The sequence below is a fragment of the Pseudomonas sp. No.21 genome (genome assembly GCF_054558415.1).
In genome coordinates this window covers 15473-39672 of sequence record NZ_BAAJNO010000027.1, presented here as the reverse complement: position 1 = coordinate 39672, position 24200 = coordinate 15473, and the positions used below count along the sequence as shown (strand labels likewise).

General features: G+C 70.2%; 22 protein-coding genes. 8 read left to right on the top strand and 14 right to left on the bottom strand.

Going from position 1 to position 24200, the window contains the following annotated elements:
- A partial coding sequence (locus ACYJSS_RS30290; RefSeq protein WP_459481235.1) for an isochorismatase family protein occupies window positions 1-678 on the top strand: 678 nt, incomplete at its 5' end.
- A gap of 19 nt (window positions 679-697) precedes the next feature.
- Here ACYJSS_RS30290 and ACYJSS_RS30285 read toward each other — a convergent pair.
- Entirely contained in the window at window positions 698-1591 is an 894-nt protein-coding gene (locus ACYJSS_RS30285; protein ID WP_111260729.1) for a LysR family transcriptional regulator, read from the bottom strand.
- 414 nt (window positions 1592-2005) lie between these two features.
- Window positions 2006-3970 carry a DEAD/DEAH box helicase gene (locus ACYJSS_RS30280; protein WP_236206280.1) on the bottom strand — a complete coding sequence of 655 codons (1965 nt, stop codon included), beginning with the start codon at window positions 3968-3970 and terminating at the stop codon, window positions 2006-2008.
- A 231-nt stretch (window positions 3971-4201) separates the two neighbouring features.
- On the opposite strand from ACYJSS_RS30280, the gene ACYJSS_RS30275 reads away from it, so the two are divergent.
- Window positions 4202-4672, top strand: a complete 471-nt coding sequence (locus ACYJSS_RS30275) for a hypothetical protein (protein ID WP_236206281.1) — start codon at window positions 4202-4204, stop codon at window positions 4670-4672.
- A gap of 3 nt (window positions 4673-4675) precedes the next feature.
- Here ACYJSS_RS30275 and ACYJSS_RS30270 read toward each other — a convergent pair whose 3' ends face one another.
- The 3 genes from ACYJSS_RS30270 to ACYJSS_RS30260 form a co-directional block, all read right to left on the bottom strand.
- A complete protein-coding gene (locus tag ACYJSS_RS30270; protein ID WP_236206282.1) occupies window positions 4676-5443 on the bottom strand; it encodes an alpha/beta hydrolase in 768 nt (255 codons plus the stop codon).
- Between the two features lie 56 nt (window positions 5444-5499).
- Window positions 5500-7647 (bottom strand): TonB-dependent copper receptor, encoded by a 2148-nt coding sequence (locus tag ACYJSS_RS30265; protein WP_373875152.1) that lies wholly within the window; start codon window positions 7645-7647, stop codon window positions 5500-5502.
- 97 nt (window positions 7648-7744) lie between these two features.
- Entirely contained in the window at window positions 7745-8128 is a 384-nt protein-coding gene (locus tag ACYJSS_RS30260) for a DUF2946 family protein (RefSeq protein ID WP_236206284.1), read from the bottom strand.
- A 177-nt stretch (window positions 8129-8305) separates the two neighbouring features.
- Between ACYJSS_RS30260 and ACYJSS_RS30255 the strand changes: the two genes are divergently transcribed.
- Window positions 8306-9307, top strand: a complete 1002-nt coding sequence (locus ACYJSS_RS30255) for a diaminopimelate epimerase (RefSeq protein WP_236206285.1) — start codon at window positions 8306-8308, stop codon at window positions 9305-9307.
- Window positions 9308-9315: 8 nt separating this feature from the next.
- Here the strand turns inward: ACYJSS_RS30255 and ACYJSS_RS30250 are convergent, their stop codons facing one another.
- Window positions 9316-11448, bottom strand: a complete 2133-nt coding sequence (locus tag ACYJSS_RS30250; RefSeq protein WP_111260723.1) for an acetyl-CoA hydrolase/transferase C-terminal domain-containing protein — start codon at window positions 11446-11448, stop codon at window positions 9316-9318.
- A 193-nt stretch (window positions 11449-11641) separates the two neighbouring features.
- Here ACYJSS_RS30250 and ACYJSS_RS30245 point away from each other — a divergent pair, with 193 nt between their 5' ends.
- Entirely contained in the window at window positions 11642-12100 is a 459-nt protein-coding gene (locus ACYJSS_RS30245; RefSeq protein WP_111260722.1) for a GNAT family N-acetyltransferase, read from the top strand.
- Window positions 12101-12121: 21 nt separating this feature from the next.
- Here ACYJSS_RS30245 and ACYJSS_RS30240 read toward each other — a convergent pair whose 3' ends face one another.
- Window positions 12122-13714 carry a serine/threonine-protein kinase gene (locus tag ACYJSS_RS30240; protein ID WP_459481230.1) on the bottom strand — a complete coding sequence of 531 codons (1593 nt, stop codon included), beginning with the start codon at window positions 13712-13714 and terminating at the stop codon, window positions 12122-12124.
- Window positions 13715-13866: 152 nt separating this feature from the next.
- Between ACYJSS_RS30240 and ACYJSS_RS30235 the strand changes: the two genes are divergently transcribed.
- From ACYJSS_RS30235 to ACYJSS_RS30220, 4 genes are all read left to right on the top strand, one after another.
- Window positions 13867-14532, top strand: a complete 666-nt coding sequence (locus ACYJSS_RS30235) for a DedA family protein (RefSeq protein ID WP_111260721.1) — start codon at window positions 13867-13869, stop codon at window positions 14530-14532.
- Between the two features lie 4 nt (window positions 14533-14536).
- A complete protein-coding gene (locus tag ACYJSS_RS30230; RefSeq protein WP_459481228.1) occupies window positions 14537-15355 on the top strand; it encodes a M90 family metallopeptidase in 819 nt (272 codons plus the stop codon).
- A gap of 76 nt (window positions 15356-15431) precedes the next feature.
- Window positions 15432-15959 (top strand): inorganic diphosphatase, encoded by a 528-nt coding sequence (gene ppa, locus ACYJSS_RS30225; protein WP_111260719.1) that lies wholly within the window; start codon window positions 15432-15434, stop codon window positions 15957-15959.
- A 98-nt stretch (window positions 15960-16057) separates the two neighbouring features.
- Window positions 16058-16429, top strand: coding sequence for a DUF3592 domain-containing protein (locus ACYJSS_RS30220; RefSeq protein WP_236206333.1), 372 nt, complete (start codon window positions 16058-16060; stop codon window positions 16427-16429).
- Between the two features lie 77 nt (window positions 16430-16506).
- On the opposite strand, the gene ACYJSS_RS30215 is transcribed toward ACYJSS_RS30220, so the two are convergent.
- From ACYJSS_RS30215 to ACYJSS_RS30185, 7 genes are read right to left on the bottom strand one after another with little or no spacing between them, the layout of a single operon-like run.
- Window positions 16507-17508: an aromatic ring-hydroxylating oxygenase subunit alpha gene (locus ACYJSS_RS30215; protein WP_236206334.1), complete on the bottom strand. Its 1002-nt coding sequence runs from the start codon at window positions 17506-17508 to the stop codon at window positions 16507-16509.
- Window positions 17505-18641: a hypothetical protein gene (locus ACYJSS_RS30210; RefSeq protein WP_236206335.1), complete on the bottom strand. Its 1137-nt coding sequence runs from the start codon at window positions 18639-18641 to the stop codon at window positions 17505-17507. The genes ACYJSS_RS30215 and ACYJSS_RS30210 overlap by 4 nt, the downstream gene beginning before the upstream one ends.
- Window positions 18638-19792, bottom strand: coding sequence for an ATP-grasp domain-containing protein (locus ACYJSS_RS30205; protein WP_236206336.1), 1155 nt, complete (start codon window positions 19790-19792; stop codon window positions 18638-18640). The genes ACYJSS_RS30210 and ACYJSS_RS30205 overlap by 4 nt, the downstream gene beginning before the upstream one ends.
- A complete protein-coding gene (locus ACYJSS_RS30200; RefSeq protein WP_236206337.1) occupies window positions 19780-21138 on the bottom strand; it encodes a F390 synthetase-related protein in 1359 nt (452 codons plus the stop codon). The genes ACYJSS_RS30205 and ACYJSS_RS30200 overlap by 13 nt, the downstream gene beginning before the upstream one ends.
- The gene (locus ACYJSS_RS30195; RefSeq protein WP_111260713.1) at window positions 21128-21982 is read right to left on the bottom strand and encodes an MBL fold metallo-hydrolase; all 855 of its coding nucleotides are present in this window, start codon (window positions 21980-21982) and stop codon (window positions 21128-21130) included. The genes ACYJSS_RS30200 and ACYJSS_RS30195 overlap by 11 nt, the downstream gene beginning before the upstream one ends.
- Window positions 21979-22986, bottom strand: coding sequence for an NAD-dependent epimerase/dehydratase family protein (locus tag ACYJSS_RS30190; RefSeq protein WP_236206338.1), 1008 nt, complete (start codon window positions 22984-22986; stop codon window positions 21979-21981). The genes ACYJSS_RS30195 and ACYJSS_RS30190 overlap by 4 nt, the downstream gene beginning before the upstream one ends.
- Window positions 22987-24006: a beta-ketoacyl-ACP synthase 3 gene (locus ACYJSS_RS30185; RefSeq protein WP_236206339.1), complete on the bottom strand. Its 1020-nt coding sequence runs from the start codon at window positions 24004-24006 to the stop codon at window positions 22987-22989.
- Between the last annotated feature and the right edge of the window lie 194 nt (window positions 24007-24200).

Below are 24200 nucleotides of genomic sequence, written 5' to 3'. Positions count from 1 at the left end.
ACCCAACCCGCGCACGCCCCCGGTCGCCACTGCCACCGGGGGCGCTCGCGCTTGCAGCCGGAGGCCGCCATGCAACCCGCCACCGCCATGCCGGATGCCAGCCTGCTGGCCCCCGACAACCACCTGCTGGTGCTGCTCGACCACCAGGCCCAGCCCGCCCTGGCCACCCGCTCCATCGACGCCATCAGCCTGCGGGACAACCTCGCCCTGCTGGCCAAGGCCGCCTGGCAGTTCGAGGTGCCGACGCTGATCAGCAGCCTCGACGCACCGGCCTTCGCCGGGGAGCTGCTGGAAGAACTCACTGCGGTATTCCCCGAGCAGCCGGTGCTCCGCCGCCGCACCTTCAATGCCTGGGAAGACGCCCCCTTCATCGAAGGGGTCAACGCCAGCGGCCGGCGCCGCCTGGTGCTGGCCGGGCTGTGGACCTCGGTGAGCATCGCCGCCACCGCGCTCTCGGCACTGGGCCAGGGCTTCGCGGTGTATCTGGTGGTGGACGCCGGCGGCGATGTCTCGCCCCTGGCACAGGAGATGGCCTTGCAGCGCCTGCTGCAACGGGGCGTGCAGCCGCTCACCAGCCTGCAGTACCTGCTGGAGTTGCAACGCGACTGGTCACGCACGGACACCGCCTCGCGGGTGCTGGAAATCGCCCGCGCCCACGCCGGCCCCCTGGGGTTGTGACCCCCTCCCAGCCCGGGCTTCAGCCCGGGGCAGGCGCATCACCGCGCAAGCGCGCCGCATCCCGCTCGAAGCACTCCGTCAGCCAGCGCGAGACCGCCTGGTAACGACCGATGCGCCCGGCATCACGGTGGCTCAGCAACCACACCTCGCGATACAGCTCGGGCCCCGCCCCCAGGCGACGCAGGCCATGGCGCTCGCCCAGCAGGCAGGGCAGCAGCGCCAGCCCCATGCCGGTGGCGCAGGCCTGCACCAGGGTGCTGACACTGGACACCCGCAGCGGGCAACGCAGCGATGGCGAAAGGTTGCCCAGCCATTTCATCTCCGGCATGCCGTCCAGCTCCTCGCCATAGGCCAGCCAGGGCTGCTCGCACCATTGCTCGCGGGTCAGGCCCACATGGCACTCGGCGCCGTACACGGCGAAGCCCAAGTCGCCGACCTTGCGCATCACCAGCGCGGCGTCGTCCTGGGGGCGCGCCAGGCGCAGGGCGAAATCCGCCTCGCGGCGGGTGAAGGACAACGACTGGTTGGCCACCAGCAGCTGCAACTGCAGCTCCGGGTAGGTGCTGGCCAGGGCCGGCATGTGCTCCACCAGCCAGTGACTGAACAGGAAGTCGATGGAGGTCAGGCGCACCGCACCGCCCACTTCGCTGGCCTCGCTGCGGGTGTCCAGCAGCATGCTCTGCACATCCCCCAGCACCCGCTCGGCATAGGCCAGGAACACCTGCCCCGCCTCGGTGGCGTGGTAGCGCGTGGTGTCGCGTATGAACAGCCGCGTCTGCAGGCTCTGCTCCGCCGCCGCCAGGCGCCGGCTCATGGTGGACGGGTCGATGCCGAGGGACCGCCCCGCCGCACTCATGCTGCCGTGGCGGGCCAGCGCCAGCAGCAGGGGGATGTCGTTCCAGTCGAAGTTCACGGGGGCTCCAGAGGTGGCCGCAGGTGGCCGGCCGCCCACGATAACAAGCCTCCCCCGGCGTACCGCAAGGGGCGGTATGGAATCGGTGTGACAAGATTTTCAACGGCCGGCGCCCTTCACCGGGCCGTGCGGGGAAGGCCGATCGCGAATGAATTCGCGCCTACCGGCTCAACGCTTCAGCGACCGCGCCCGGCCTGCACCTGGCGGACGGCTTTCGTAGGATGGGTAGAGCGGAGCGAAACCCATGCGGTGGAGGTAGCAGAAATCCGTAAATGCCCGGAAGCCACCCTGCCTAGGCGTTTGCTTTGACCCCAACAGCCAACGCAGACATAACCCATGAATTCGCTGCCGCCGGGCGACTGGCGTCGCCCCTGCAGGCGCTTTCGCAGAGCTCGCTCCTATGGGCTCAACGACTCAGCGACCGCGCCCGGCCAATACGGCGGTGGCACCCTGGGCCTTGCGGCAGTACCAGATGACGCGGCTGACGCCCCGGGTGATGGCGACGTAGGCCAGGCGCAGGCTCTCGTCGCGCATGGCCTGGTCGTAGCTGTTGCGGAAGAAACCGCAGCGCGCATAAAGGGCATTGCGCAGCGGGTGCGCCTCGGTGGGCAGGCAGTCGTCGACTATCACCGCCACCTCCGCCTGCAAGCCCTTGGCGCGGTGGATGCTGTAGGCCTTGACCGGCAGCGCCGGGTCCAGCTGCGCCTGGATGCTGCGCAGCACCTCGTTGCGCCGGCCAAGCAGGAGCACGGCGGTGCGCTCGCCGCTGCCCAGTGCCTCGACATGCCGGCACTGGGCCTGGATATCGGCGACCAGGTCCGGCAGCCCGGCGGCCAGGTCGAAACCCTGCACCAGGCGCACGCCATCGTCCGGCTGGGCGAGCTTCACCGCGCGACTGGTCTTCTCCTGCTTGAAGGCGACGCCGCCGAGCACCGCCTCGCCATCACGCACCACCGCCTCGATGGAGCGGTAGTTGGTTTCCAGCAGCAGCACCTTGCTCTTCTTCGCCTTGCCCTTGCCCTTGCCGGGAAAGTGGCGGTCGAAGTCCATGAACAGTTCCGGGGAGCTGCCGCGCCAGCCGTAGATGGACTGCCAGTCGTCGCCGATGGCCATCAGGCTCGGCGCCCGGCGCGAGCCCGCCAACTGGCGGTGCACGGCCTGCAGCCACTGGACGATCTGTGGGGAGATGTCCTGGAATTCGTCGATCAACAGGTGCGTCAGCGGCTCCAGCAGCGCGGCGTCGACGCTGCCGGCCTCCAGGCGGCGGGTGAGCTCGGCGAAGGCGTCGTTGAAGGTCATCAGGCCGCGCTCGCGCAGCAGCGCCTGGAAGCGCGCCCAGAAGGGTTGCAGGGCCTCGATGAAGAGTCGCTCCTGGGGCGGGCAGTTGAGCTTGCCCGGCTGCAACTGATCGATGCGCAGGCCGATGCTTTCGATGAACCCGGCCTGGCCATGGAAGGCCTCCGGCAACGGCAGCGCGGTCAGTTCGCCGGCCAGGCGCAATCCATCACGGGGTGCCTGGCCGATGGTGGCGCCCTCCTCGTCCACCGGTTCGGCCAACCCCAGCAGGCGGTGCACCCGCTGGCGGAATGCGGCGTCGGCTGAGTAGCAGCCCTGGTAGGCCTCCTCCAGCAGGCGTTGCTGGGCCGGGCGCAGGCGGCCGGCGGCCAGGGGGTTGTCCGGCTCGGCCCCGGGGTCGCGGTCTTCCAGTTGCTCGAACCAGCCGGGGTTGCCCAGCGCCGCCTTGGCCAGCACGCCCATGGCCGCATGGAAGGTGCGCACGCATTGGCGCGCCTGGGTGGCGTCGAAGGCAAATCCCCAGAAGCCGAGCACCCGCTGCAACTGGTCGCGCAACTGCGCGCAGGAGGCATTGGTGAAGGAGATGACGGTGAGCCTGCCCGGCTCGATGCCCAGGTGGCAGAGCATGAACACCACGCGCAGCACCAGGGTGGTGGACTTGCCAGAGCCGGCGCCGGCGAAGATGCGGGTGACCGGCGCGCGCCCGAGGATCATCGCCCACTGCTCGTCCGAGGGCGCAGCGACCACGCCGGCGGCCACCGCCTCGGCGACCTTCAGGCGCATGGCCTCGGCCGCACCGGCGCTCTGCCGCAGGGTGCCGCCGTAGATGCCGTTGTCGGGTGCTTCAGCGGTTGCCGCGATGGCCCCGCCCGGTTCCTTGGGGGCGGACTTCTTGCCGCTCGCACGGCCCTTGGGGGTGCTGGTGGCGCCCTTGCGGCTGCGCCCACGGGGCTTCTTCTGCGCCTGGGCGGCCATGGCCTGCGCGGCCTCGCGCTCTTCGCGCAGGTAGGCGGTGGTACGGGGGAAATAACGCGCCAGCGCTCCGGAGAGCAGCGACTTGTAGCGCTTGACGGCAGAGAACATCCGAATGGTCCGGGGAAAGCGAATAACGGGGCGCGATGATAAGGGCTTTGCCACCGCGGCGTCAGTTGCTGGCCCCTGGCCAACCGGCGGCAAGGCCTTGCCCCACGACGGCAAGGCGGCGCCGTGCCCGCATCGGGACGCCGGGCTGGAAGCCATCTGCAACGGGGCTTCTGCGGTTATGGCCCGATCCCTGCAACCAAGCCGCGCATCCTCTGCATCCAGGGAAAGGCCATGACCATCATCTCCAACAGCTCGCCGCTGGCCACCTACCTCGCCAGTGCCACCAAGCCCTCGACCGCCGGCACCAGCGGCTCCACGTCCGGCACCGAGGACAAGACACCGCAGAAGCCCGCCGACCCCATCGCCGAACTGCGCCAGTTCGCCGCCAACCTGGTGGCCCAGGGGCGCGGCGGGCTGATGAACGCCATGGCCGGCAACACCAGCAACGTGCTGAGCAACGCCAGCGCGGCGACCCGGGCCGGGCTCAATGGCGGCAACGGCGCGCAGATGCAGTTGCCGGATGTCTCGACCCTGGACCGCGACGACGCCGCCAAGATGCTGACCCAGGTGCAGAAGCTGCTCGACAAGGGCCTCGAAGGCGCCTTCTCCTTCGTCGGCGTGAATGGCGACAAGCAGACCAGCTCGCTGGAGACCTACCGCGACTGGCTGCAGGCCAAGGGCGGCATCAGCATCTACGCCTGAGCCTCAGCGCAGGGCCTCGCCCAGCAACGCCAGGTAGCGCGGGTGCAGGGAAATGTCGTTGTGGCCCGCACCGGGCAGCACCTCCAGCCGCGCCACGCCGGGGGCGAAGGCCGCCGCCAGGCGCTCGCTGCTGTCCCGCGGGATGACCCTGTCGTCGCCGGCCAGCATCAGCAGCGTCGGCACCCGCAACGCGCCGGCGACATCCGCCGAACGGTAGCGATCCTCCAGCAGCCAGCGCACCGGTGCCCAGGGGAAGCGCCCGGCGGCGACGTTCTCGATGCTGTCGTAGGGCGTGATCAGCACCAGCCGGCTCACCGGTCTCTGGCTGGCCAGCTGCACGGCGACCCCGGAGCCGAGGCTGCGCCCCACCACCGCCACGCGCGGATGCTCGGTGTGGATGTGGTCGAACAGCCGTTGCGCGTCACGCAGGATCAGCGCCTCGCCCGGCTCGCCGGAACTGCCGCCGTAGCCGGGGTAGTGCATCAGGTAGAGCGCGTGGTCGGGGAAGGCCCCGGCCAGTTGCACAAGGTTCATCGACACGTCCTCGGCGTTGCCGCCGAAATACAGCAGCGCGTCGGCGCCAGGGCGCGGGCGCACGGTGACCACCAGGCGTCCCTCGGCCACCGGCAGTTCCAGGGTGTTTTCCGGCGCCTGCACGGCACGCGGCTGGGGGAAGTAGAGCAACGCCCGCTGGAACACGAAGAGCGCGGTGCAAAGCGCCAGGTAGAGCAGGACGGCGACGAGGGTGGTCCAGAGCAGGACGCGCGGCATGGCTTATTCCCCGTGGAAGGAAGGCCCCCGCGCCGGGCGCGGGGGCGCTCAGCCTATCAGAAGCTGAAGTCCACCTTGGTCCACAGGGTGCGGCCGGGCTCCTTGATCGCCTCGGGCTCGGCAGGGAAGCCGAAGCCGGCGTCGCCCGCGAGGTTGAGGTGCTCGGCGTAGGCCTTGTCGAAGAGGTTGTCGACCCCGGCGCTGACCTTGATGTCGCGGGTCAGGCGGTAGGCCCCGTTGAGGGAGAACACCGCGAAGCCGCCGCTCTTGCCGAAGTCCTGCCCCACCACGTTGCCCTGGCCTTCGGCCACGCGGTTCTGCGCGGCGGCCACGCGCCACAGGGCACCGGCGCTCCAGTCGTCACGCTCGTAGGTCAGGCCCAGGCGCGCCTCCAGCGGCGGCATCTGCGGCAGCGCGCGACCATCGGAGCTGTTCTTGCCCCAGGCGTAGGCCAGGGTGGCGTCGGTCTTCCAGTTGCCGTCCAGGCGGTAGGCCGCGCCCAGTTCGCCGCCCATGATGCGCGCATCGATGTTCTCGGCCCGCGAGGTGTCGCCCATCATCCCCGGGGTGTAGGTGAAGAGGATGTAGTCGCGCACCTGGCCGACGTAGCCGGACGCCCAGGCCTCCAGGTCGCCCTCGCTGTACTGCACGCCGAAGTCGAGCTGGGTGGTCTTCTCCGGCTTCACGCCATCGAAGGCATTGCGCGAGCCGGCCGGGCCCTGGTTGGGCGAGTACAGCTCCCAGTAGTCGGGGAAGCGCTGCACGTGACCGAGGCCGGCATAGAGGGTGGTGGCGCTGTCCAGGTCGTGCTCGTAGCGCGCGAAGCCGCTGGGCAGGGTATCGGCGCGGGTCTCGCCGAAGGTCGGGTTGGCCATGCCCATCATGCCCAGGGTGCGGCGGTAGTCCTTGGCGTCGGAGCGGTCGAGGCGCGCGCCGGCCACCAGGCGGTCGCCCTCCTCCACGTACCAGGTCAGCTCGCCGAAGGCGCCGTAGCTGTGCATCAGCGCATCACGGGTGCGGGGGAACTGGTCGGCGTCGGTGAAGGTGCCGCTCATCATCGAGTAGCGCGAGGCGCGCTTGCGGTGCTCGCTGCGCATGGCGTCGAGGCCGGCCACCAGCTCCACCTCGCTCCACTTGAAGGTGGCGGCCATGCGCGCGCCGAGGGTGCGGCGGTCCACCTGCGAGGCCATCGGCATGGGCATCGAGCTGGTCGGGTCGGGGTTGCGCAGGCGGAAGTTGTCCATCACATGGTCGGCGTAGTTGTAGTAGACCTGCGCCTCCAGCTTGTCGAGCACGCCGCCGAGGTTGCTGCGCTCGAAGCGCAGGCCGAGGCTTTCGCGCAGGAACTGGCTGCCGTCCATGCCGCGCCCGGCATAGCGGGATTCGCCGTTGCCGCGGCCGGCGGAAAGCTCGACCAGGGTGTCGGCATCCGGGGTCCAGCCGATGGCCACGTCGCCGTTCCACTTGTCCCAGCGCGAGGGCACGGTGTCGCCATTGCCATCCTCGTAGTCGTCGGACTGGGAGTGGTTGCCGGTGGCGCGCAGGTAGCCGAGCTCGTTGCCCACGGCGCCGTCCAGCACGCGGTCGAAGCGGCCGTTGGAGCCGGCCAGCAGGCTGGCGTGGAGGCGGCTGCCGAGCTCGCCGAAACGCTCCGGCTCACGCTCGAAGAGCACGGTGCCGGCGGAGGCGCCGGGGCCCCAGAGCACGGTCTGCGGGCCCTTGATCACGGTGAGCTTGTCGAAGGTCTCGGGGGAGATGTAGGAGCTCGGGGCGTCCATCCGCCCCGGGCAGGCACCGAGCATCAGGCCGCCGTTGGTGCGCAGGTTGAGGCGCGAGCCGAACATGCCGCGCAGCACCGGGTCGCCGTTGGTGCCGCCGTTGCGGATGGCGGCGAAGCCGGGAATGGTCTTCAGGTAGTCGGTGCCGTCGCTGGCGGGCACCGGCTGGCGGGCCTGTTTCGGGTCGGTGACGATGGTCAGCGGCGAGCTCTGCTGCACGGCGGTGATGACGGTGGCGCTGACCTCGAGCGCTTCGGAAGCGGGCGCGACAGGCGCCACGGGCTGCTCGTGTTCGTGGGCGACGGCGCCCACGGCGAAGGCGAGGCCGGCGGCCAGGGCGAAGGCGTGGCGCCAGCGCAGGCGGGCGGCGTCGGGCTGGAAGGCGAAACGGGTGGAGCGGTTGGCAGGCAGGTGCATCGGGTTCATTCCATGATCTGAAATCGAAGGCCGCGTCGCGGTCGGCGCGACGGGCAGGTCGGGTCGGCGGCGTCACCAGGACGGCCGCCGGCTCAGGCGTGTGAATTCAGATGCAGGGAGAGGCGCGGGGGTTGGCCGCGGGCCAGCAATGGCGGGGCGGCGTGCGCGGCCGGCTTTCCCGTGCCGGGCGCGGGGCGCTGCGGCGGCGCTGGAGCCAGAACAGGCCGAGGAAGAACAGGATGCCGAGGGTGACGGCGTTGCCCATCGGGCAGTTGAAGCCGGCACTGGAGAGCTGCGCGGGCGCGCCGGGCCGGTCACCGTCGAGGGACGGGCCGTCGGCGCCGGTGGCCGAGCAGAAGGCACCGCCGAGGCCGCTGAGTTCGAGGCCCATCGCCTGGCCGTGATGAATCCCGCAGGCGAGCAGGTTGAACAGGACGCAGGCGTAGAGCATCCAGGCGATCAACGAGCGGTCGTGGCAGGCGCTTTTCATGGGCGGCGACTCTAGCACCGAAAATTCACGGCGAGAAAGCCGGCCCTTGTGGTGGATTGCCGCAGGCGCCCGGGCGCCTCGACGTCGGATCGAACCCCGGGCGAGGCCTGCGAATCCTTGGCGGCGCAGTGGCCAGTCCCGGTAAAGTCGCTGCACCGAATCGCGCCGAGAACCTTCATGTCCCGCCTCTACGATGCACGCGGCAATCGCTATGTCGTCACCACGCCCGATGCGCTGCGCCGCCTGGGCATCGCCATCGCGCAGGAAGCCGCCGAGGCGGCGCAGGCCCGCGAGAACTGGAGCGCCGCGGCCATCGAGGCCCTGTGCGGCTGGCCCGAGGGCGAGCGACCGGAAGGCGCCAAGGGCCATCGTTCGGACGGGCTGCTGGTCGGCCCCTTCGGCAGCGCCTCGCCCTGGGACCTGCTGATCGTCAACACCGACGGCAGCCTGACCGAACGCAGCGGCAACGGCATGACCCTCTTCGCCCAGGCCCTGCTCGACGACGGCCACGTCGCGCCCGGCCAGGCCTTCGTCCTGCATGTGCACCACGACAAGCCCGGCGGCGGCTCGCCGGTGGTCACGCCCATCGAGCCCGCCGTGCGCGATGGCCAGTCGGGCTTCTGGTTGCAGATGGGCGCCCCGGGATTCGGTCCCGAGGCGGTCGACGCCGATTCCGAGCACCTGGCCCCAGCCGACTTCCACGGTCGCCCCCTGAGCCGCGTCGACGCCCTGGCGCAACTGGACCCCGGGTGGTACCGCAGCCAGTTCGTGCGCATCGGCAATCCCCACTGCGTGACCCTGCTGGAGGCGCCCGCCGCGCTGCCCGCCATGCCCTGGCTACGCGCCGCCGACGCCCACGCGGCGCTGGAACGCATCGCCTATGCCGCGCCCATCGGCGCAGGCGATCCCTGCCCCGCCGGGGTCAACCTGCAATGGGCGGCGCGGGCAGCGGATGGCGCCATCGAGGCACGGGTGTTCGAGCGCGGCGAAGGGGCGACCGAGTCTTCCGGCAGCAGCGCCTGCGCGGTGGCCTGCGCGGCCTGGAAGGCCGGGCTGGTGGCGGCCGGCGAGGTGCGCGTGCGCATGCCCGGCGGCACCGCGCCGCTGCGCCTGGAGCAGCAGGGCGACGCCCTGGTGGGCGTCTGGCTGTTCGGCGTGGGAACGCGACTGGAGGGTTGAGGCAGGGCTCAGCTCGGCGCGGTGGCCTTGAGCCCGGCCAGCACCAGCTTCTGGTAGAGCTGCTCGCGCAGGCCGCTGGGTGCGTGCAGGTCCATGCGCTGCAAGTGGCGGGTGTAGTCCGCCGGCTCCGGCAGGTCGAACAGGGTGGCCATGCCCAGTTCGAGGATCTCGCTGAGCTTGAGCTTGCTCTTCAACCAGCGCAGGGCACGCAACAGGTCCTGCTCCTCCGGCGTGAAGTCGCAGCCCAGCGGGTACTCGGCGAACAACCTCGGATGCTCGGCCTGCAACGCCAGCAGGCGCCAGGGCGTGTTCTGCCGGTACAGCGGGTCGAGGACGAAATCGGCAGGCAGCTTGCCGGCCTTCTGCGCCTCGGCGATCAGGCCGTCCTGGAAGCGCGAATCGGCGATGCGCAGCAGCGCCTCGATCACCTCGGCGTCGTTCTTGCCGCGCAGGTCGGCGATGCCGTACTCGGTCACCACCAGGTCGCGCAGGTGCCGGGGAATGGTGGCGTGGCCGTATTCCCAGACGATGTTGGAGCTGGCCTCGCCGCCGGATTCGCGCCAGCTGCGCAGCATCAGGATCGAGCGTGCGCCGTCCAGCTCGTGGGCCTGGGCGACGAAGTCGTATTGCCCGCCGACCCCGCTGAGCACGCGGCCATCCTCCAGCTGGTCGGCGGCGCTGGCGCCCAGCAGGGTGATGGTGAAGCAGCTGTTGACGAAGCGCGCATCGCGACGTTGCAGGCGCTTGAGTTCCTCGTCGCCATGCAGGCGGTTGACGTAGCTGATGGCGGTCATGGCGATGCGCGACAGCGGCCCGTCGCCCAGCTCGCGCAGGCGCTGGTAGAAGGCCTCGGGCCCGAGGAAGAAGCCACCGTGGATCAGCACACCGCCCCGCGCCCGGCCGAGCCGCTCGACCAGGGCGGCGCGGGTGGCGGCGTCGTCGAGCGTGGCGCTGAGCCGGCGCCCATCGGCCAGCAGCAGGTGCTCGCCGTCCAGGCGCAGGTCATCGCCGAGCAGGCCATGGCGCTGCAGCCAGGCGAGGCCGTCGGCGTCGAGTACGCGCGGCAGTTCATCGAGCAACGCGTCGAGGTCGGTCAGCGTGCCGTGGGGGTCCAGCGCGCCGGCGTTGGCCAGGCGCTGCAGGCGCACATCGGGGTACACGGGGCGGCGCAGCACCCCGGCCTCCAGCAGCACCAGCAGGCCGAGCAGGAACATCTCGCTGTTGGCGTAGAGGCCCTGGGCGAACGGCGCCAGGCCGCCCTCGCGCTCCACCAGGCCACCCCAGCGCTGCGGCACTTCGAGGGCATCGAGCACGGCGCGGTAACCGGCGTTGTCGCCCTGGCGCGCCACCAGCGCAGCGGCCAGGCCGTCGGCCATGGCGCCGATACCCACCTGCAAGGTGCCGCCATCGCGCACCAGGGCGCTGGCGTGCAGGCCGATGGCGTGGTCCTGCAGGCTCACCGGCAGGTTGGGGGTGGAGAACAGGGTGCTGCGCTCGGGCGCATCCAGCACCAGGTCGAACTCGCCGGCGTCGAGCTCGGCGTCGCCCGGCATATAAGGAAGCGCCTCGTGCACCTGGGCGATGGCGAGGATGGTCTCGCCCGCCGCACGGCGACGACGCAGGCGCGGCAGCAGGTCGAGGGTGATGTCGGGGTTGCAGCTGAGGCTGAAGCGCCCGGGGCTCTGCGGCCGCGCGGCGACCATCTGCGCCACCAGGTTCAGGCCCTTGCGGTCGAGGTCGCGGGCCACCTGGCTGTAGTTGAGGCTGACGTAGCTCTGCTGGGCCTGGGGGTTGTCCAGCTGGCTGGCCGGCTGCAGGTAGAACTCCTCGACGCGGATGTGCGCCGGCAGCTCGCCACAGCGCAGGTCGCTGAGGTAGTCGAGTTCGATGTAGTCGCCATAGAGGCGACGCAGGAAGGGGCCGGAGAAACGCTGCTCCAGCTCGCTGGCCGGTTGCGGCTTGGCCAGGGACAGTGCGGTGTAGATGGTCAGCTGGCGCTCGGGCAGCGCCTTGACACGCTGGTAGAGCGCGTTGACGAAGCGGTTGGGCTTGCCCAGCCCCAGGGGGATGCCGAGGCGGATGGGCCCCTCGATCCGGCGCAGCACTTCATCCACGGCCTGTTCCAGCGAGCAGTTGGGCACCTGTCCTCTCCCTTGCAGATCGACGATGCAGGGTTGGACCGGCACGGCTGCGCTTTTGCTCAACGTGCGACGGGCTGCGATTCAAACGCTCGCTTGGATTGCGCTTTCCAGGATTTTTCAGGCAGCATCGACCGGGTGCTGGCATAGCACCTGCATTCCTACCAGCCCCAACCACCTACGCCGAGGCCTACCCATGCGCATCGTCCAAGCCACCCTGGAGCACCTGGACCTGCTGAACCCGCTGTTCGTCAAATACCGCGAGTTCTACGGCGAACTGCCCTTCCCCGACTCCTCGCGCAAGTTCCTCGAGAAGCGCCTGAGCCGCAAGGAATCGATCATCTACCTGGCCCTGGCCGACGATGACGACACCAAGATCCTGGGCTTCTGCCAGCTCTACCCGAGCTTCTCCTCCCTGTCGCTGAAGCGCGTGTGGATCCTCAACGACATCTATGTCGCCGAGGACGCCCGTCGCCAGCTGGTGGCCGACCGCCTGCTGCAGACCGCGAAGAAGATGGCCAAGGAAACCAACGCCGTGCGCATGCGCGTGTCCACCAGCGCAGGCAACGAAGTGGCGAAGAAGGTCTACGAGTCCATCGGCTTCCGCGAGGACAGCGAGTTCGTCAACTACATCCTGCCGATCCACGAAGACTGATCCACCCGCCAGGGGCGCCGCTCAGGCGCCCAGGCCCAGCCACAGGCCGATGACCAGCGGCACCGCCAGCAGCCCGGCCAGGGCCAGGCGCCGGTGCCGTGGCCAGGCCCCGTCGGCGGGCCGCGCACGCGCCAGCTGCAGGGGCCGCTCCAGGGCAAGCTGGAATTCCGACAAGGCCTCGAAACGGGCCCGCGCCTGGGGCGCCAGCGCCCGTGCCAGCACACCATCCCAGCCCGTCGGCAACTGCGCGTTGAAACTCGCCAGCGGCACGTAGCGGCTCGCCTGCCCGCCGTCGGGGCGCGCCACCTCGGGCCACTGCCCGCTGAGCAGCCAGTAGCACAGCGCGGCCAGGGCGAACTGGTCCGCCGTGCCATCCACCGCACGCCCGTGGCGCAGCTCGGGCGCCAGGGGCACGGCCTGGGCCGGCGCCGCCTGGCGCGCGACACCGGGGAGGATGGCCGCGTACTCGGGCAACAGCAGCAGGCGTCCCGCATCGCTGACCAGGATCTGCCTGGGGCTCAGCCACAGCCCTTGCATGCCCCGGCGCTGCAGGGCACGCACCGCCTCGATCAGCTGCCCGAGCAGGGCCATCAGGCTCTCGCCATCCAGGGGCCCGTGGGCCGCCATCCAGTCGGCGAGGCTGCGCATGCCGCGCGGCAACGGGGCGAACAGCAGGAACGCATGGCGCCGTGGACGATGGGGCGAGATCACCTGGGGCAGGCTCGCCACCGGGCTGCGCCGCAACACCCATTCGCGTTGCCAGAAGGCCTCGTCGGCATCGCGTTCGGCCAGCCACAGCAGCGCCTCCCGGCCCTCCTCGTCGAGCGCCTGGAACAGCCGCCCCGGCGGGCCGAAGGGACAGGCGGCCTGGAGCGTCCAGCCGTCCACCTCGCCACCCGGCTCGATGTGCCCGACCTTCGGCCAACTGCCCCCGGGCGCGGGGGGCGGCAGGCAATCGGCGGCGCCGGGCAGCAGCAGCGCCGCAGCCCCCGGGGCGCCGAGCAGGGCCTCCAGCAGGGCACCGAGGCCACCGGGAACCAGGGTCATGCAGCCTTCGCGCAGGCGCTGCAGGTCGGCCACCTCCAGCAGCGGCTGGGGTGCCAGCAGCAACGGCTCGTGGGCGACCAGCGGCAAGCTGTGCTGCACCACCGCCAGTTCCGCCTGGGCGCCGAGCACGCCCTCGCGCCCCACCAGGCCCTGCACGCCGTCCCTGTTCAGGCGCAACAGGCCGATGGCGCCGGCCTGGAGAAAATGCGCCTGGCCATCCTGCAGCAACAGCAGGCCGGCACTCAGCTCGGGCGCATCCTCGCCCGCACTCCGGCGCCTGAACAGCTGCAGGTTGAGCGCCGCCAGCACCTGCCGCGCGGCCTGGGTCTCGCTCCAGCCGTCCGGTGTGCAGGCGTAGTCGGCGAACAGCGCATCGAGGTGATGCTCGAGCGTGCGCACCACATCGGGGCAGCGCCGTGCCCAGAGCAGGATCACCAGCAGCAGCGGCGAGCGCCCCTGACGACCGGCGACCCAGGTGGCCCGAGCGCGGGCGGCCTGCCCGGGCAGGTCCAGCCCATGGCCCTGGGCCAGGCTGATGGCGGGATGTTCCAGCAGTTGCAATGCCACGGCGCGCGCCTCCATCGGCAAACTATGGAAACAGTTGCAGCCTTTGTGCCGGAAAAGCCGACGACGGATGCTCGCCGCCTCCACCTGGCTTGCCCCTATAATGCCGCTCGCCCGGCCCCCGAGCCGCCGCCGCAGAACCGACAAGGCGCCCCATGGATTTCAATCTGATCGACCTGATCCTCCACCTCGACGAATACCTGAACCTGTTGGTCAGCAACTACGGAACCTGGATCTACGCCATCCTCTTCCTGGTCATCTTCTGTGAGACGGGCCTGGTGGTGATGCCCTTCCTGCCCGGCGATTCCCTGCTGTTCATCGCCGGCGCGGTGTGCGCCAACGGCGCCATGGACCCCGTCGTGCTGGGCGCCCTGCTGATGCTCGCGGCGATCCTGGGCGACAGCACCAACTACCTGATCGGGCGGACCACCGGCGAGCGGCTGTTCAACAAGCCGAACTCGAAGATCTTCCGCCGCGACTACCTGCAGCGTACCCACGAGTTCTACGACCGCCATGGCGGCAAGACCGTGACCCTGGCGCGCTTCCTGCCCATCGTGCGCACCTTCGCGCCCTTCGTCGCCGGCGTCGGCCGCATGCCCTACGCGCGCTTCTTCGCCTTCAGCGCCTTCGGCACCGTGCTCTGGGTCGGCGGCCTGGTGACCCTCGGCTACTTCTTCGGCAACGTGCCCTTCATCAAGCAGAACCTCTCGGTGGGCGTGGTCGCCATCATCCTGCTGTCGCTGCTGCCCATGTTCATCAGCGTGCTGCACCGCCATCTGCGCCCGGCCGCCGCCCGCGACAACGCCGGGCGCCCGAGCTGAGTCCATGTGGTCCCTGCGCAACTGGCGCCGGCGCCGCACCCTGGCGCGCAACCCGGTCGACGACGCGCTCTGGGCGCAGGTGCGCCAGGCGCTGCCGATCCTCGACGGCATCACCCCCGAAGAAGACCGGCGCCTGCGCGAGCGCAGCGTGCTGTTCCTCCACGACAAGCACCTGACCCTGCTGGGCGGCGTGCAACTCGAACCCCGCGACCGCCTCGTCCTCGCCGCCCAGGCCCAGCTGCCGCTGCTGCACCTGGCGGAGCTGGGCTGGTACCAGGGCTTCCATGAGCTGGTGATCTACCCCGACGACTTCCTCAGCCCCCAGCGCCACCGCGACAACGCCGGCGTCGTCCACGAATGGGACGCCGAGCACAGCGGCGAGGCCTGGCTTCGCGGCCCGGTGGTACTGGCCTGGCCGGGCGTGCAGGCCAGCGGCGGCTGGGAGGGCTACAACCTGGTGATCCACGAGCTGGCCCACAAGCTGGACATGCTCAACGGCGACGCCAACGGCCTGCCGCCCCTGCACCGCGACATGCGCCAGTCGGACTGGGCCGAGGCCATGCAGGCCGCCTACGACGAAATGAACGCGGCCCTCGACGAAGACGAGGACGCCGCGCTGCCCATCGACCCCTACGCGGCGGAAGACCCGGCCGAGTTCTTCGCCGTCACCAGCGAGTACTTCTTCACCGCCCCCGACCTGCTGCAGGCCGCCTACCCCGCGGTCTACTCGCAGCTCGCGGCCTTCTACCGGCAGGACCCGGGCGCGCGCCTGGCCCGCCCGATCGCCGAGCATCCGGAGTATCGGGACACGACCAACGGATGAACACGACGGCGTGGCGCCGCCCAATGAATGTGCATATAATCCGCCCACTTTTTTGGCCCATTCCAGGGAGTCGACCATGAGCTACAGCAAGATCCCGGCTGGCAAAGACCTGCCGAACGACATCTACGTCGCGATCGAAATCCCGGCCAACCATGCGCCGATCAAATACGAAATCGACAAGGACAGCGACTGCCTGTTCGTCGACCGCTTCATGGCCACCCCGATGTTCTACCCGGCCAACTACGGCTACATCCCCAACACCCTGGCTGACGACGGCGACCCGCTGGACGTGCTGGTCGTGACCCCGTATCCGGTCGCCCCCGGCGCCGTGATCCGCGCCCGTCCGGTCGGCGTCCTGCACATGACCGACGAAGCCGGCGGCGACGCCAAGCTGATCGCCGTCCCCCACGACAAGCTGTCCCAGCTGTACGTGGACGTGAAGGAATACACCGACCTGCCGGCCCTGCTGCTGGAGCAGATCAAGCACTTCTTCGAGAACTACAAGGATCTCGAGAAAGGCAAGTGGGTCAAGGTCGAAGGCTGGGGCAACGCCGACGCTGCCCGCGCCGAAATCGTCAAAGCGGTTGCGGCTTACCAAAAGTAAGCCCCGACCTCTCATGGAAAGCCGGCCACAAGCCGGCTTTTTTATTGCCTGCTCAATGAGAATCAAGCAAGTCATCGCTCCCCAGGGAAGGAAGAGTCATGTCGGACGCATGGAAGATCATTGGATTTCTGCTCGTTGCAGCTGCCTCCATCTACTACGCCAGGGTGCACACGGAGATCGAGCAGGACTGGCCTAGGACGCAGGCGATAGTCACCGGCATGAAGGTGACCAGCTCAAAGGACCGAAGAGATCGGCGCGAGTACACGGCCACGCTGCTCTACAGCTATGAGGCGAACGGAACGCACCATTCCGCCGTCAACCTGAGCACTCCGTTTTCGCGAGAAAGCTCCGCAGAAGACGCAGCCCGTCGCTACCCCGTGGGTACGAAACTCGAGATCGCCTACGACCCGGAGCGCCCTGACCGCTCCCATGTCGTCCAGCCCGGCTTTTCCTCTGCCATTCAACTCTAGACATGCCGCTAGCCGACGCGACGCAGTGCCCCGCCGGCAGTAGGGAAAGCCCGCCTGATGGAGAAATTCCCTATCGCCTAGAGCTGTATATGCACCCGCCTTTCCTCGAAATCGAGCGGCTCACCACCCTCGATCAACAACCGGATGCTCGGCCCGAGCAGGTCCTGCCGTCCATCCAGCGGTTTCACCGGCAGGTGCTCGAAACGCCGCTGGTTGGCGCTGACCTGTTCGAGGATCTGCCGGTCCTGGCGCAGGATCACCCCGAACAGCCGGCGCAGCACCAGGCGCTTGAGCGCGGCGGGCAGCCAGCCGCGCGCCGTGGCGATGCGGGCGAACAGGCGTAGCCGACCATTGCCGACAGGCACGAGCCAGGAGCTGACCAGCAGGTTGAGGCCGCCCTTGCGGTCGCGGTATTCGATTTCCGCGAGCCCCGGCAGGCGGAAGCGCCCCATGCTGATGCCGCGTTCGCCTTCGAACAGCCGCGAGATCAACCCGGACTGCGTGCCCTCCTCGCTGTAGAGCGCCTCGACGCCGTCGGCCAGCGGGCGGACCCGGGCGCTGATCGCCTGCCGCTGCCGGTCGTGGCGAATCCAGCCGGCATGGACGAAGTGGGTGTGGAAGCCGTCGAGGAAGTTCTCCGCCGCCTCCAGCAGCGAGCATTCCACCTCGTCGGTGATCCAGAAGGTGTCGAGCGCCTGCCGCTGCTCGGCCGGCGCAACAGGCGGGATGGCCGGCCGGTCGCCTGCAGGGCTGACCCACACCAGCCCATGGGCCTCGCAAGTGGGCAGGCTGTCGAGCAGCGGCTTGTCGCAGCGCTCCAGCTCGGTGCCGGGCACGCGGGTGCAGCGCCCGTCGGCAGCGAAGCGCCAGCCGTGGTACGGGCATTCGATCTGGCCGTCACGGACCTTGCCCGCGCTCAGCGGCGCGAAGCGGTGCGGGCAGCGGTCCGGCAGGGCGGCGGGCGTGCCGTCCTGCGTGCGGAACAGCACCAGCGGCAGGTCATGCAGCTGGCAGGCCAGGGGCTGCTTGCCGAGGTCGCGGCTGAGCGCCACCGGCCACCATCGGGCGGATGCGCTCATAGCTTGAGCTTCTTCATCAAGGGCACGGCGATGCCGTGCAGCAGGCGGCAGAGCAGGGTCCACACCAGGCGCCGGTGCCAGGGCAGGTGGGCGACATGGATCAGGCTGTACTCGATCTCCGCCTGCCCGCCGCGCAGGCGCTTGAACCCGGCGGCACCGGAACTGAAGTTCAGCACCACCCGGCGCTCGACGGCTTCCTGCAGGCACAGGCGCGTCAGTTGCCGGTAGAGCCCGGCCCGCTGGGGCAGCGCGGTGTCGTAGCCGACGATCGGGGCGCTGATCAGCGTCGCGTTGGCGAACCAGCCCAGCGCACCGTCGATGCGCCCCTCGGGGCTGCGCAGGGCTCGCAGCTCGAGCCATCCCTCGTCCCGCCCGCGCTTGAGCCACTGGGCGTTGTAGTGCGGGTTGAGCCGGCAGTACTTGTCCAGGTAGAGCAGGTTGTAGAGGTGCTCGATGCGCTGGAGATCGGCGTCGTCGAGCCGGCTACCCGGCACCACCTCATAGGGGCTGCGTCGCAGCAGCGTGGCGTCCATCCGGGTGTTGTGGTGCCTGAGGAACGGCGCCTGCCCACCTGCACGCCCGTCGAACAGATAGACCTGCCGGCTGGGGATGCTGAGGTAGCCGAGGGACTCCAGGCACAGGCGTATTTCCCGGTTGCTGAAGTCATTGAGCGAGCGGAAGCCGAACCCGCTGTCGGGGAAGGCGTCCCTGAGCAAGGCGGTGATCGCGGGCAGCTCGGCCGTCCCCCACTCGGCCGGGTAGAGATTCGTCGACAGCAGCCAGTTGTTCACCTGCACCAGCCTGTCCACCCTGGCCAGGCGCAGCAGGCGGTCGACCGCCAGGGTCAGCAGGGTGAGCGGCCAGGTCAGCCAGGGCTTGCCGAGGCGCCGGATCTCCTCGCGGGCATAGCCGCTGTAGGCGGTACGCGGCGACACCACGTAGCAATTGCCGTCCGGCTCGCCGCCGTCGGTGATGCTGACGGGGAATTGCTGGGTGCCCGTGTCGAGCAACGCCAGCTCCGCACTGACATTGCCGATCAGGGTCATGCCGGCGCAGGCCTTCACGTACTTCCTGGCGAGGCTCTCGTCGGCAGCAGGCTCACCCGATAGCTCTGCGGCGCTCAGCAGCCTCATCGCGGCGCCTCGCCCAGCGGCTGGCCGTTCCATTCGATGTCCGCCGTGGAGGCGGCCAGCAGGCCGCAACGCCGGGTCAGGGCGCGAGCGATGATTTCCGACAGCCCCAGCAACTGCGTGACCAGCGGCCCGTAGTCGCCCTGCTGGACCACCACATCGCGGGCGGCGCCGTAGTCACGCCAGAACGGTGCACTGAACGCCCGCTGCGGTGCTGCCAGCAGCAGCACCGCCAGGGCCACCATGCGCGGCGCGGGGGTGGCTTGCAGCAGGTGCGTGGGCGCGGCCTCCAGGCTGGCCACCAGTTGCCGGCGCTGGTCGTCGAACAGGTGCACGCCGCTGGTTGCCCGGGGGTTGCACTCCAGCACATGGAAGCGCCCGGCCCGGTCCTCGATGAAGTCGAAACCCACCTGGCCGCTGTAGCCGGTCTCCCGGCCGAAACGTTCGAGGAACTCGCGGATCGGTTGCGGCAGTTCGGGCTGGAAGTAGATGCCCGAGCCCCGGCCCACCCGGTAGCGCGGGTGATAGCAGGCGTGGGCGCGCAGCTCGCCGTCCACCAGCAGGCTGAAGCTGCAGAGCTCGCGCCCCTCGACGAAGCGCTGCGCCACCCAGGGCGCCGCCGCCGTCGGCTGGACCTTGCCCAGCTGCACAGTGCTGGGGCGGATCAGGGTCTGCGAGGCGAAGCGCGAGTAGGCCGGCTTGAACACCCACTGCGCGGCCTCGCCGGCGAAGCACTGCAGGGCCTGGCTGTCGGCCAGCAAGTGGGTTTCGGGCGCGCTCAGCGCCCAGCCCTCGGTCATGGCGGCGAAGCGCCCCTTGTGATGCAGGCGGTGCAGCAGGGCGAAGTCGCTGGTCAGCACCCGGCACAGCGGCGCCAGACGCTCCAGGCCATGGGACAGGTAGAAGACCTCCTCGCAGGTCGGCAGCAGCAGGTCGATGCGTTGCGCCTGGATCACCGCCGCGAGCGCCTCGACCCAGGCGGTCGGGTCCTGCCGTGGCTCCGGCAGGTGCACGAAATGCCGCGCCGAACGGCTGAAGCGGCTGAGCGGCAGGCCCAGCGAGTCGGCCACGCTGACGGTCCAGCCGGCCTCGTCGAAGGCACGCGCCCATTCCAGGCAGGCCGGCGCACGGGCGCCGAGAATCAGTACGTGCATGGCAGGCCCTCGGGCATCTCCAGGAGTTTCAATCGGCGGCGCTTGGCCTCGGGTGGCGCCGGTTGCCAGTGCCCGAAACGCAGTGCCGGTGCTCGCACGCCCAACTGGGCGCACAGCGCGCGGAGGCTGTCGCCGAGCGCCAGGCAGGCGTCGTCGTGGTCGCCGGCGGCTCGCAGGTTGACCTGCCAGGCCAGCCCGCGCTGGTGGATCTCGTACTCCTGCAAGGCCGCCCCGTGCATCAGCAGGGCGCGGCGCAGCACATCGGGGTAGAGCGCCTGCAGCTGGCGGCCCGGCAGGTCGGGCAGCCAGAGGATGTCGTCGGCGCGGCCCTCGATGGCGGCGATGGCCCGCTCGACGCGACCGCAGGCGCACGGCGCCTCGGCCACCCGCAGCACATCGTTGAGGCGGTAGCGCACGATCATCTGCGTGCGCCGGGAGAAGTCGGTGATGATCGGCTGGAAGCGCGTGCGCCCGGCATCCAGCCACTCCGGCTCGATGTGCAGGTGGCACTCGTTGAGGTGCAGGGTGCCGCGCTCGCAGGTGTAGCCGAGGAAGCCTTCGCTGGCCTGGTAGATCTGCTGCGGGGCCACGCCGAATGCCGTGCGCACGGCATCGGCGTCCTCCGCTTCGAGCACCTCGGCGACCGAGAGGATGTGGCTCGGGCGGATGCCCAGGCGCCCGGCGAGCGCCGCCTCGGCCAGGCCGCGCAACACCGTGGCCGGGGCCACCAGCACATCGGGGGCATGGGCCGTGAGGCGCGCCAGCGACGGCTCCAGCCCCAGGGTCAGGTCATAGAAGCCGAAGTCGATCCGCCGGCTGGAAAGCGTGGTGTACAGGCGGCTGTTGGCGCGCAGGTAGAAGGCGATGCGCAAGGCCGGGCGCCAGGGTGCGAGCAGGCGCGGCAACAGGTGCCGGGGCAGGGTCTTCGCCAGCAGGATGCCGGCCCAGCGCTGGCGCTCCTCGCTGCTGACCAAAAACACCCCCTGGTTGCCCGAGGTGCCGCTCGACAGGCCGACGGTGATATCGCCCAGGGTCGGGCTGAAGTCCCGCGACGCCTCGGCCTGCCGGGCGATCGGCAGCACCTCCTCCAGGCTCAGGCCACGGCTGTTGAAGCCGGCGAAATCCCCCATCAGCGTGGCCTTGTCCATCAGCGGCAGGCTGGCCAGGTCGGCGATGGCCTGCCCCTTGAAGCGCCCGCCCCGGGGCAGGACGTGCCGCAGGAAGTGCTTCAGCCGGCGGGCCTGCCAGGCCTCCAACTGCTCGCGCCGGGTGAAGCGCAGGCGGTAGCGGCTGTGGATGAAACTCGCGACGCTGCGCAGGGCGCCGATGATGCGCTCAGCGCTCATCGCCGAACGCCTCCCAGGCCTGGGTGCAATGGGAGGGCAGCACGGCGACGGCGGGCTCGTTGCGGATCAGCGCCCCCAGGCCGGCGTAGGTCTGGCGATACTGCCGGGCGTCATGCCCGGCGAACCACAGGGCCGGTGGCGCCGGCAGCCGCCCGGCGCGGCAGGCGGGCACCGACCAGCAGGCGTCCGCCACCAGGAACACCGGGCGGCCCTGGGCATCAGGGATGAACAAGCCGAGCTGGCCTTCGCTGTGCCCCGGCAGCGGCACGCCCACCAGGCTGCCGTCGCCCAGCAGGTCGAAGCCCTGGTCGAAGGGCTGCATCCACGCGGGCAGATCACAGCGGCGGCACGCATCGGCCAGGCGCACGCGGGCGCCGAAGTCATCGGGCAGCAGCGTCGGCAGGTGGCCGCCCAGGGTCGCGCGCCAGCGCCGGCCACGCAGGCTCTCGATATGCCGGCGGTCGGCGTCGAGCGCGATGAACGAGGCCTTGGGGAAGTCCCGCAGCCCGGCGATATGGTCGCTGTGGAAGTGCGAAACGATCACCGTGCGGATGTCGTCCGGGGTGATGCCCAGGGCCTTCAGTTGCGCGTGCAAGTGCTCCTGCACCGGCAGCTCCACGGGCACCGCCTGGCGGAACAGGCGCTCGGGCAGTGCCTGGGTGGCCTGGAAGAAATGCTCGGAGTAACCGGTGTCGTACAGCAGCCAGCCCTCCTCGGGGTGGCGGATCAACCCGCAGAGCGCCGGGAATTCGGTTTTCGCCCAGCGCCCGCCGCGATCGGCCATGCACTCCAGGTGCCGGCACCAGCCGGCGCGCAGGATGTTGAGGCTGACGGTGCGGCTCATGGGCGTGCTCCTCGTTGGGCCAGCCACCACTGCGCGTGCTGGCGGATGCCTTCGTCCTGGGTGATCACCGGGCGGTAGCCCAGCTCGTCGTGGAGGGCCTGCAAGTCCAGGGTCTGGCTGAAGGCGAGCACACCGGCGCCATAGCGGGTGATCAGCGGCTCGCCACTGCCGCGCAGGCGCGCGCTGGCTTCCAGGCCCCGGGCGATCAGGTCCACCAGGGGCCAGGGCAGCCGGCGGGTACGCAATTCCAGCTGGAAGGCGGCAGCGACCTTGTGCAGCAGGTCTTCGAAGGCCAGCGGCGTGCCGTTGCTGACGTTGTAGGTGCACAGTGCCCGGGGCAGCGGCTGGTTGAGGCCCAGCCAGATCGCCTCGACCAGGTTGTCGACGCAGGTCAGGTCCAGCTGCGCGCGCCCGCCGCGCATCAGCGGGATCGGCCCGCGCTGCATGACCCGCAGCAGGCGCGGCATCAGCGTTGCGTCCCAGGGGCCGAACACCGCGCGCGGGCGCAGCAGCACCGCCTCGGGCAGGCCGGCCGCGCGCACCCGCTCTTCGGCCAGGCCCTTGCTGCGGGCGTATTCGTTGACCGGTGGCGGCAATGGGTCGCTCTCGCGCACGCCGAGGCGATCACGGAAGGCGAAGTACAGGCTCGGCGTGGAGATGTGCACCAGGCGCTTCACGCCATTGGCCTCGCAGGCCTGCAGCACCTCCTCGGTGGACGCCACGTTGGCATCCGCGAACGCCCGGACCGAGCCCCAGGGCGAGGACAGCGCCGCGCAATGGACGATGGCCGCGCAGCCCTGGCTGGCCTCCCGCAAGGTGGCGGCCGCCGCAGGGGAGCCGTGCTCCACCGGCACCCAGCGCAAGGGGCCGGGGCTGTGCTGGATGACCTCGGTCGCCGCCGTGGCGTTGCGCCCCGTGAAGACCACCTCGCAGCCCTCGGCCGCCAGGCGCCAGGCGATGTGTCGGCCGACGAAGCCGCTGCCACCGGTAACCAGGACCTTCATCTAGTACTCCAGGATCATGCCGCCGAGGGACAGGCCCGCGCCGGTGCCGATCAACAGCAGGCGTTGCCCGCGCTGGATGCGACCGTCACGGATGGCGATATCCAGCGCCGTGGGCAGCGAGGCGGCGACCTGGTTGCCGTGCAGGGCGAAGATGTCGATGACCTTGTCGCGTTTGAAGCCCAGGCGCCGCGCCGCGTGCTGCATCGCCCGGTGGCTGGCCTGGTGGGGGATGACCCAGTCGATCTGCGCCTGGCTCAGCCCGGCCTGGCTCAGCAGCTCGTCCTTCATCGCGGGCAGGTGCCTGGCCGCCAGGCGGAACACGCCCTTGCCGTGCATGGCGAAGCTGGTCAGCGGCTCGAAGGGCACATCGATGCGGCGCGGGTGATAGCGCGAGCCGCCACCGGGTATTTCGCACAGGTGCGCGCCTTCGGAATAGGTGCGCAGGCTGGAGGCGACGATCTTCGGCCCGCCATCGCCGAGGCCCAGCACCACGGCGGCGGCACCGTCGCCGAAGATCCCGCAGACCTCCACCTGCTGCCAGTCCAGCCCGCAGGAGGCGATGTCCGAGCACACCAGCAGGATGCGCCGATAGCGCCCGGCACTCAGGGGCCAGGACAGGGTGTCGAGGGCGGCGAGAAAGCCCAGGCAACTGGCGTTGACATCCAGCGCCGGGATGCCCGACTGCCCCAGCCCCAGTTCCAGGTGCAGCAGCGCGGCATTGCTCGGCATGCCTTGGTCCATGGTGCCGCTGGCGCAGGCGACCAGGTCCACCTGCCAAGGCTCCAGGCCGGCAGCGGCCAGGGCGCGGCGGGCGGCCAGGGCGCCGAGGCTGGCGGCGGTCTCCCGGGGGCCCGCGACATGCCGCTGGATGACGCCGCTGATGCGCGCCACGCTGCCGGCGCGCAGGCCCAGCCGGGTATCCAGCTCCGCGCTGGTGACGATGCGCTCGGGCAAGGCGTGGCCGGAACCGAGGATGGACACAGGCCTGGCGGGCAGGTGCGCGGGGGGTGAAGTCTGCATTCAAGTTCCGTTTGGATGAGTTGAGCCGTCCCGGCGGCGTGGCGCCGCCGCAGTGCCCACACAGGGGCCACTGGCAAGGGCAGATGAGCCCTGGAGAGAATCGGCCGAGCATACGGCAACGCCCCCGGCCGAAACAATTTCACCGGTCTCAATTCCCGGCCTGCGGCGAAGGATCGGAGCGGATTGTTACGCCA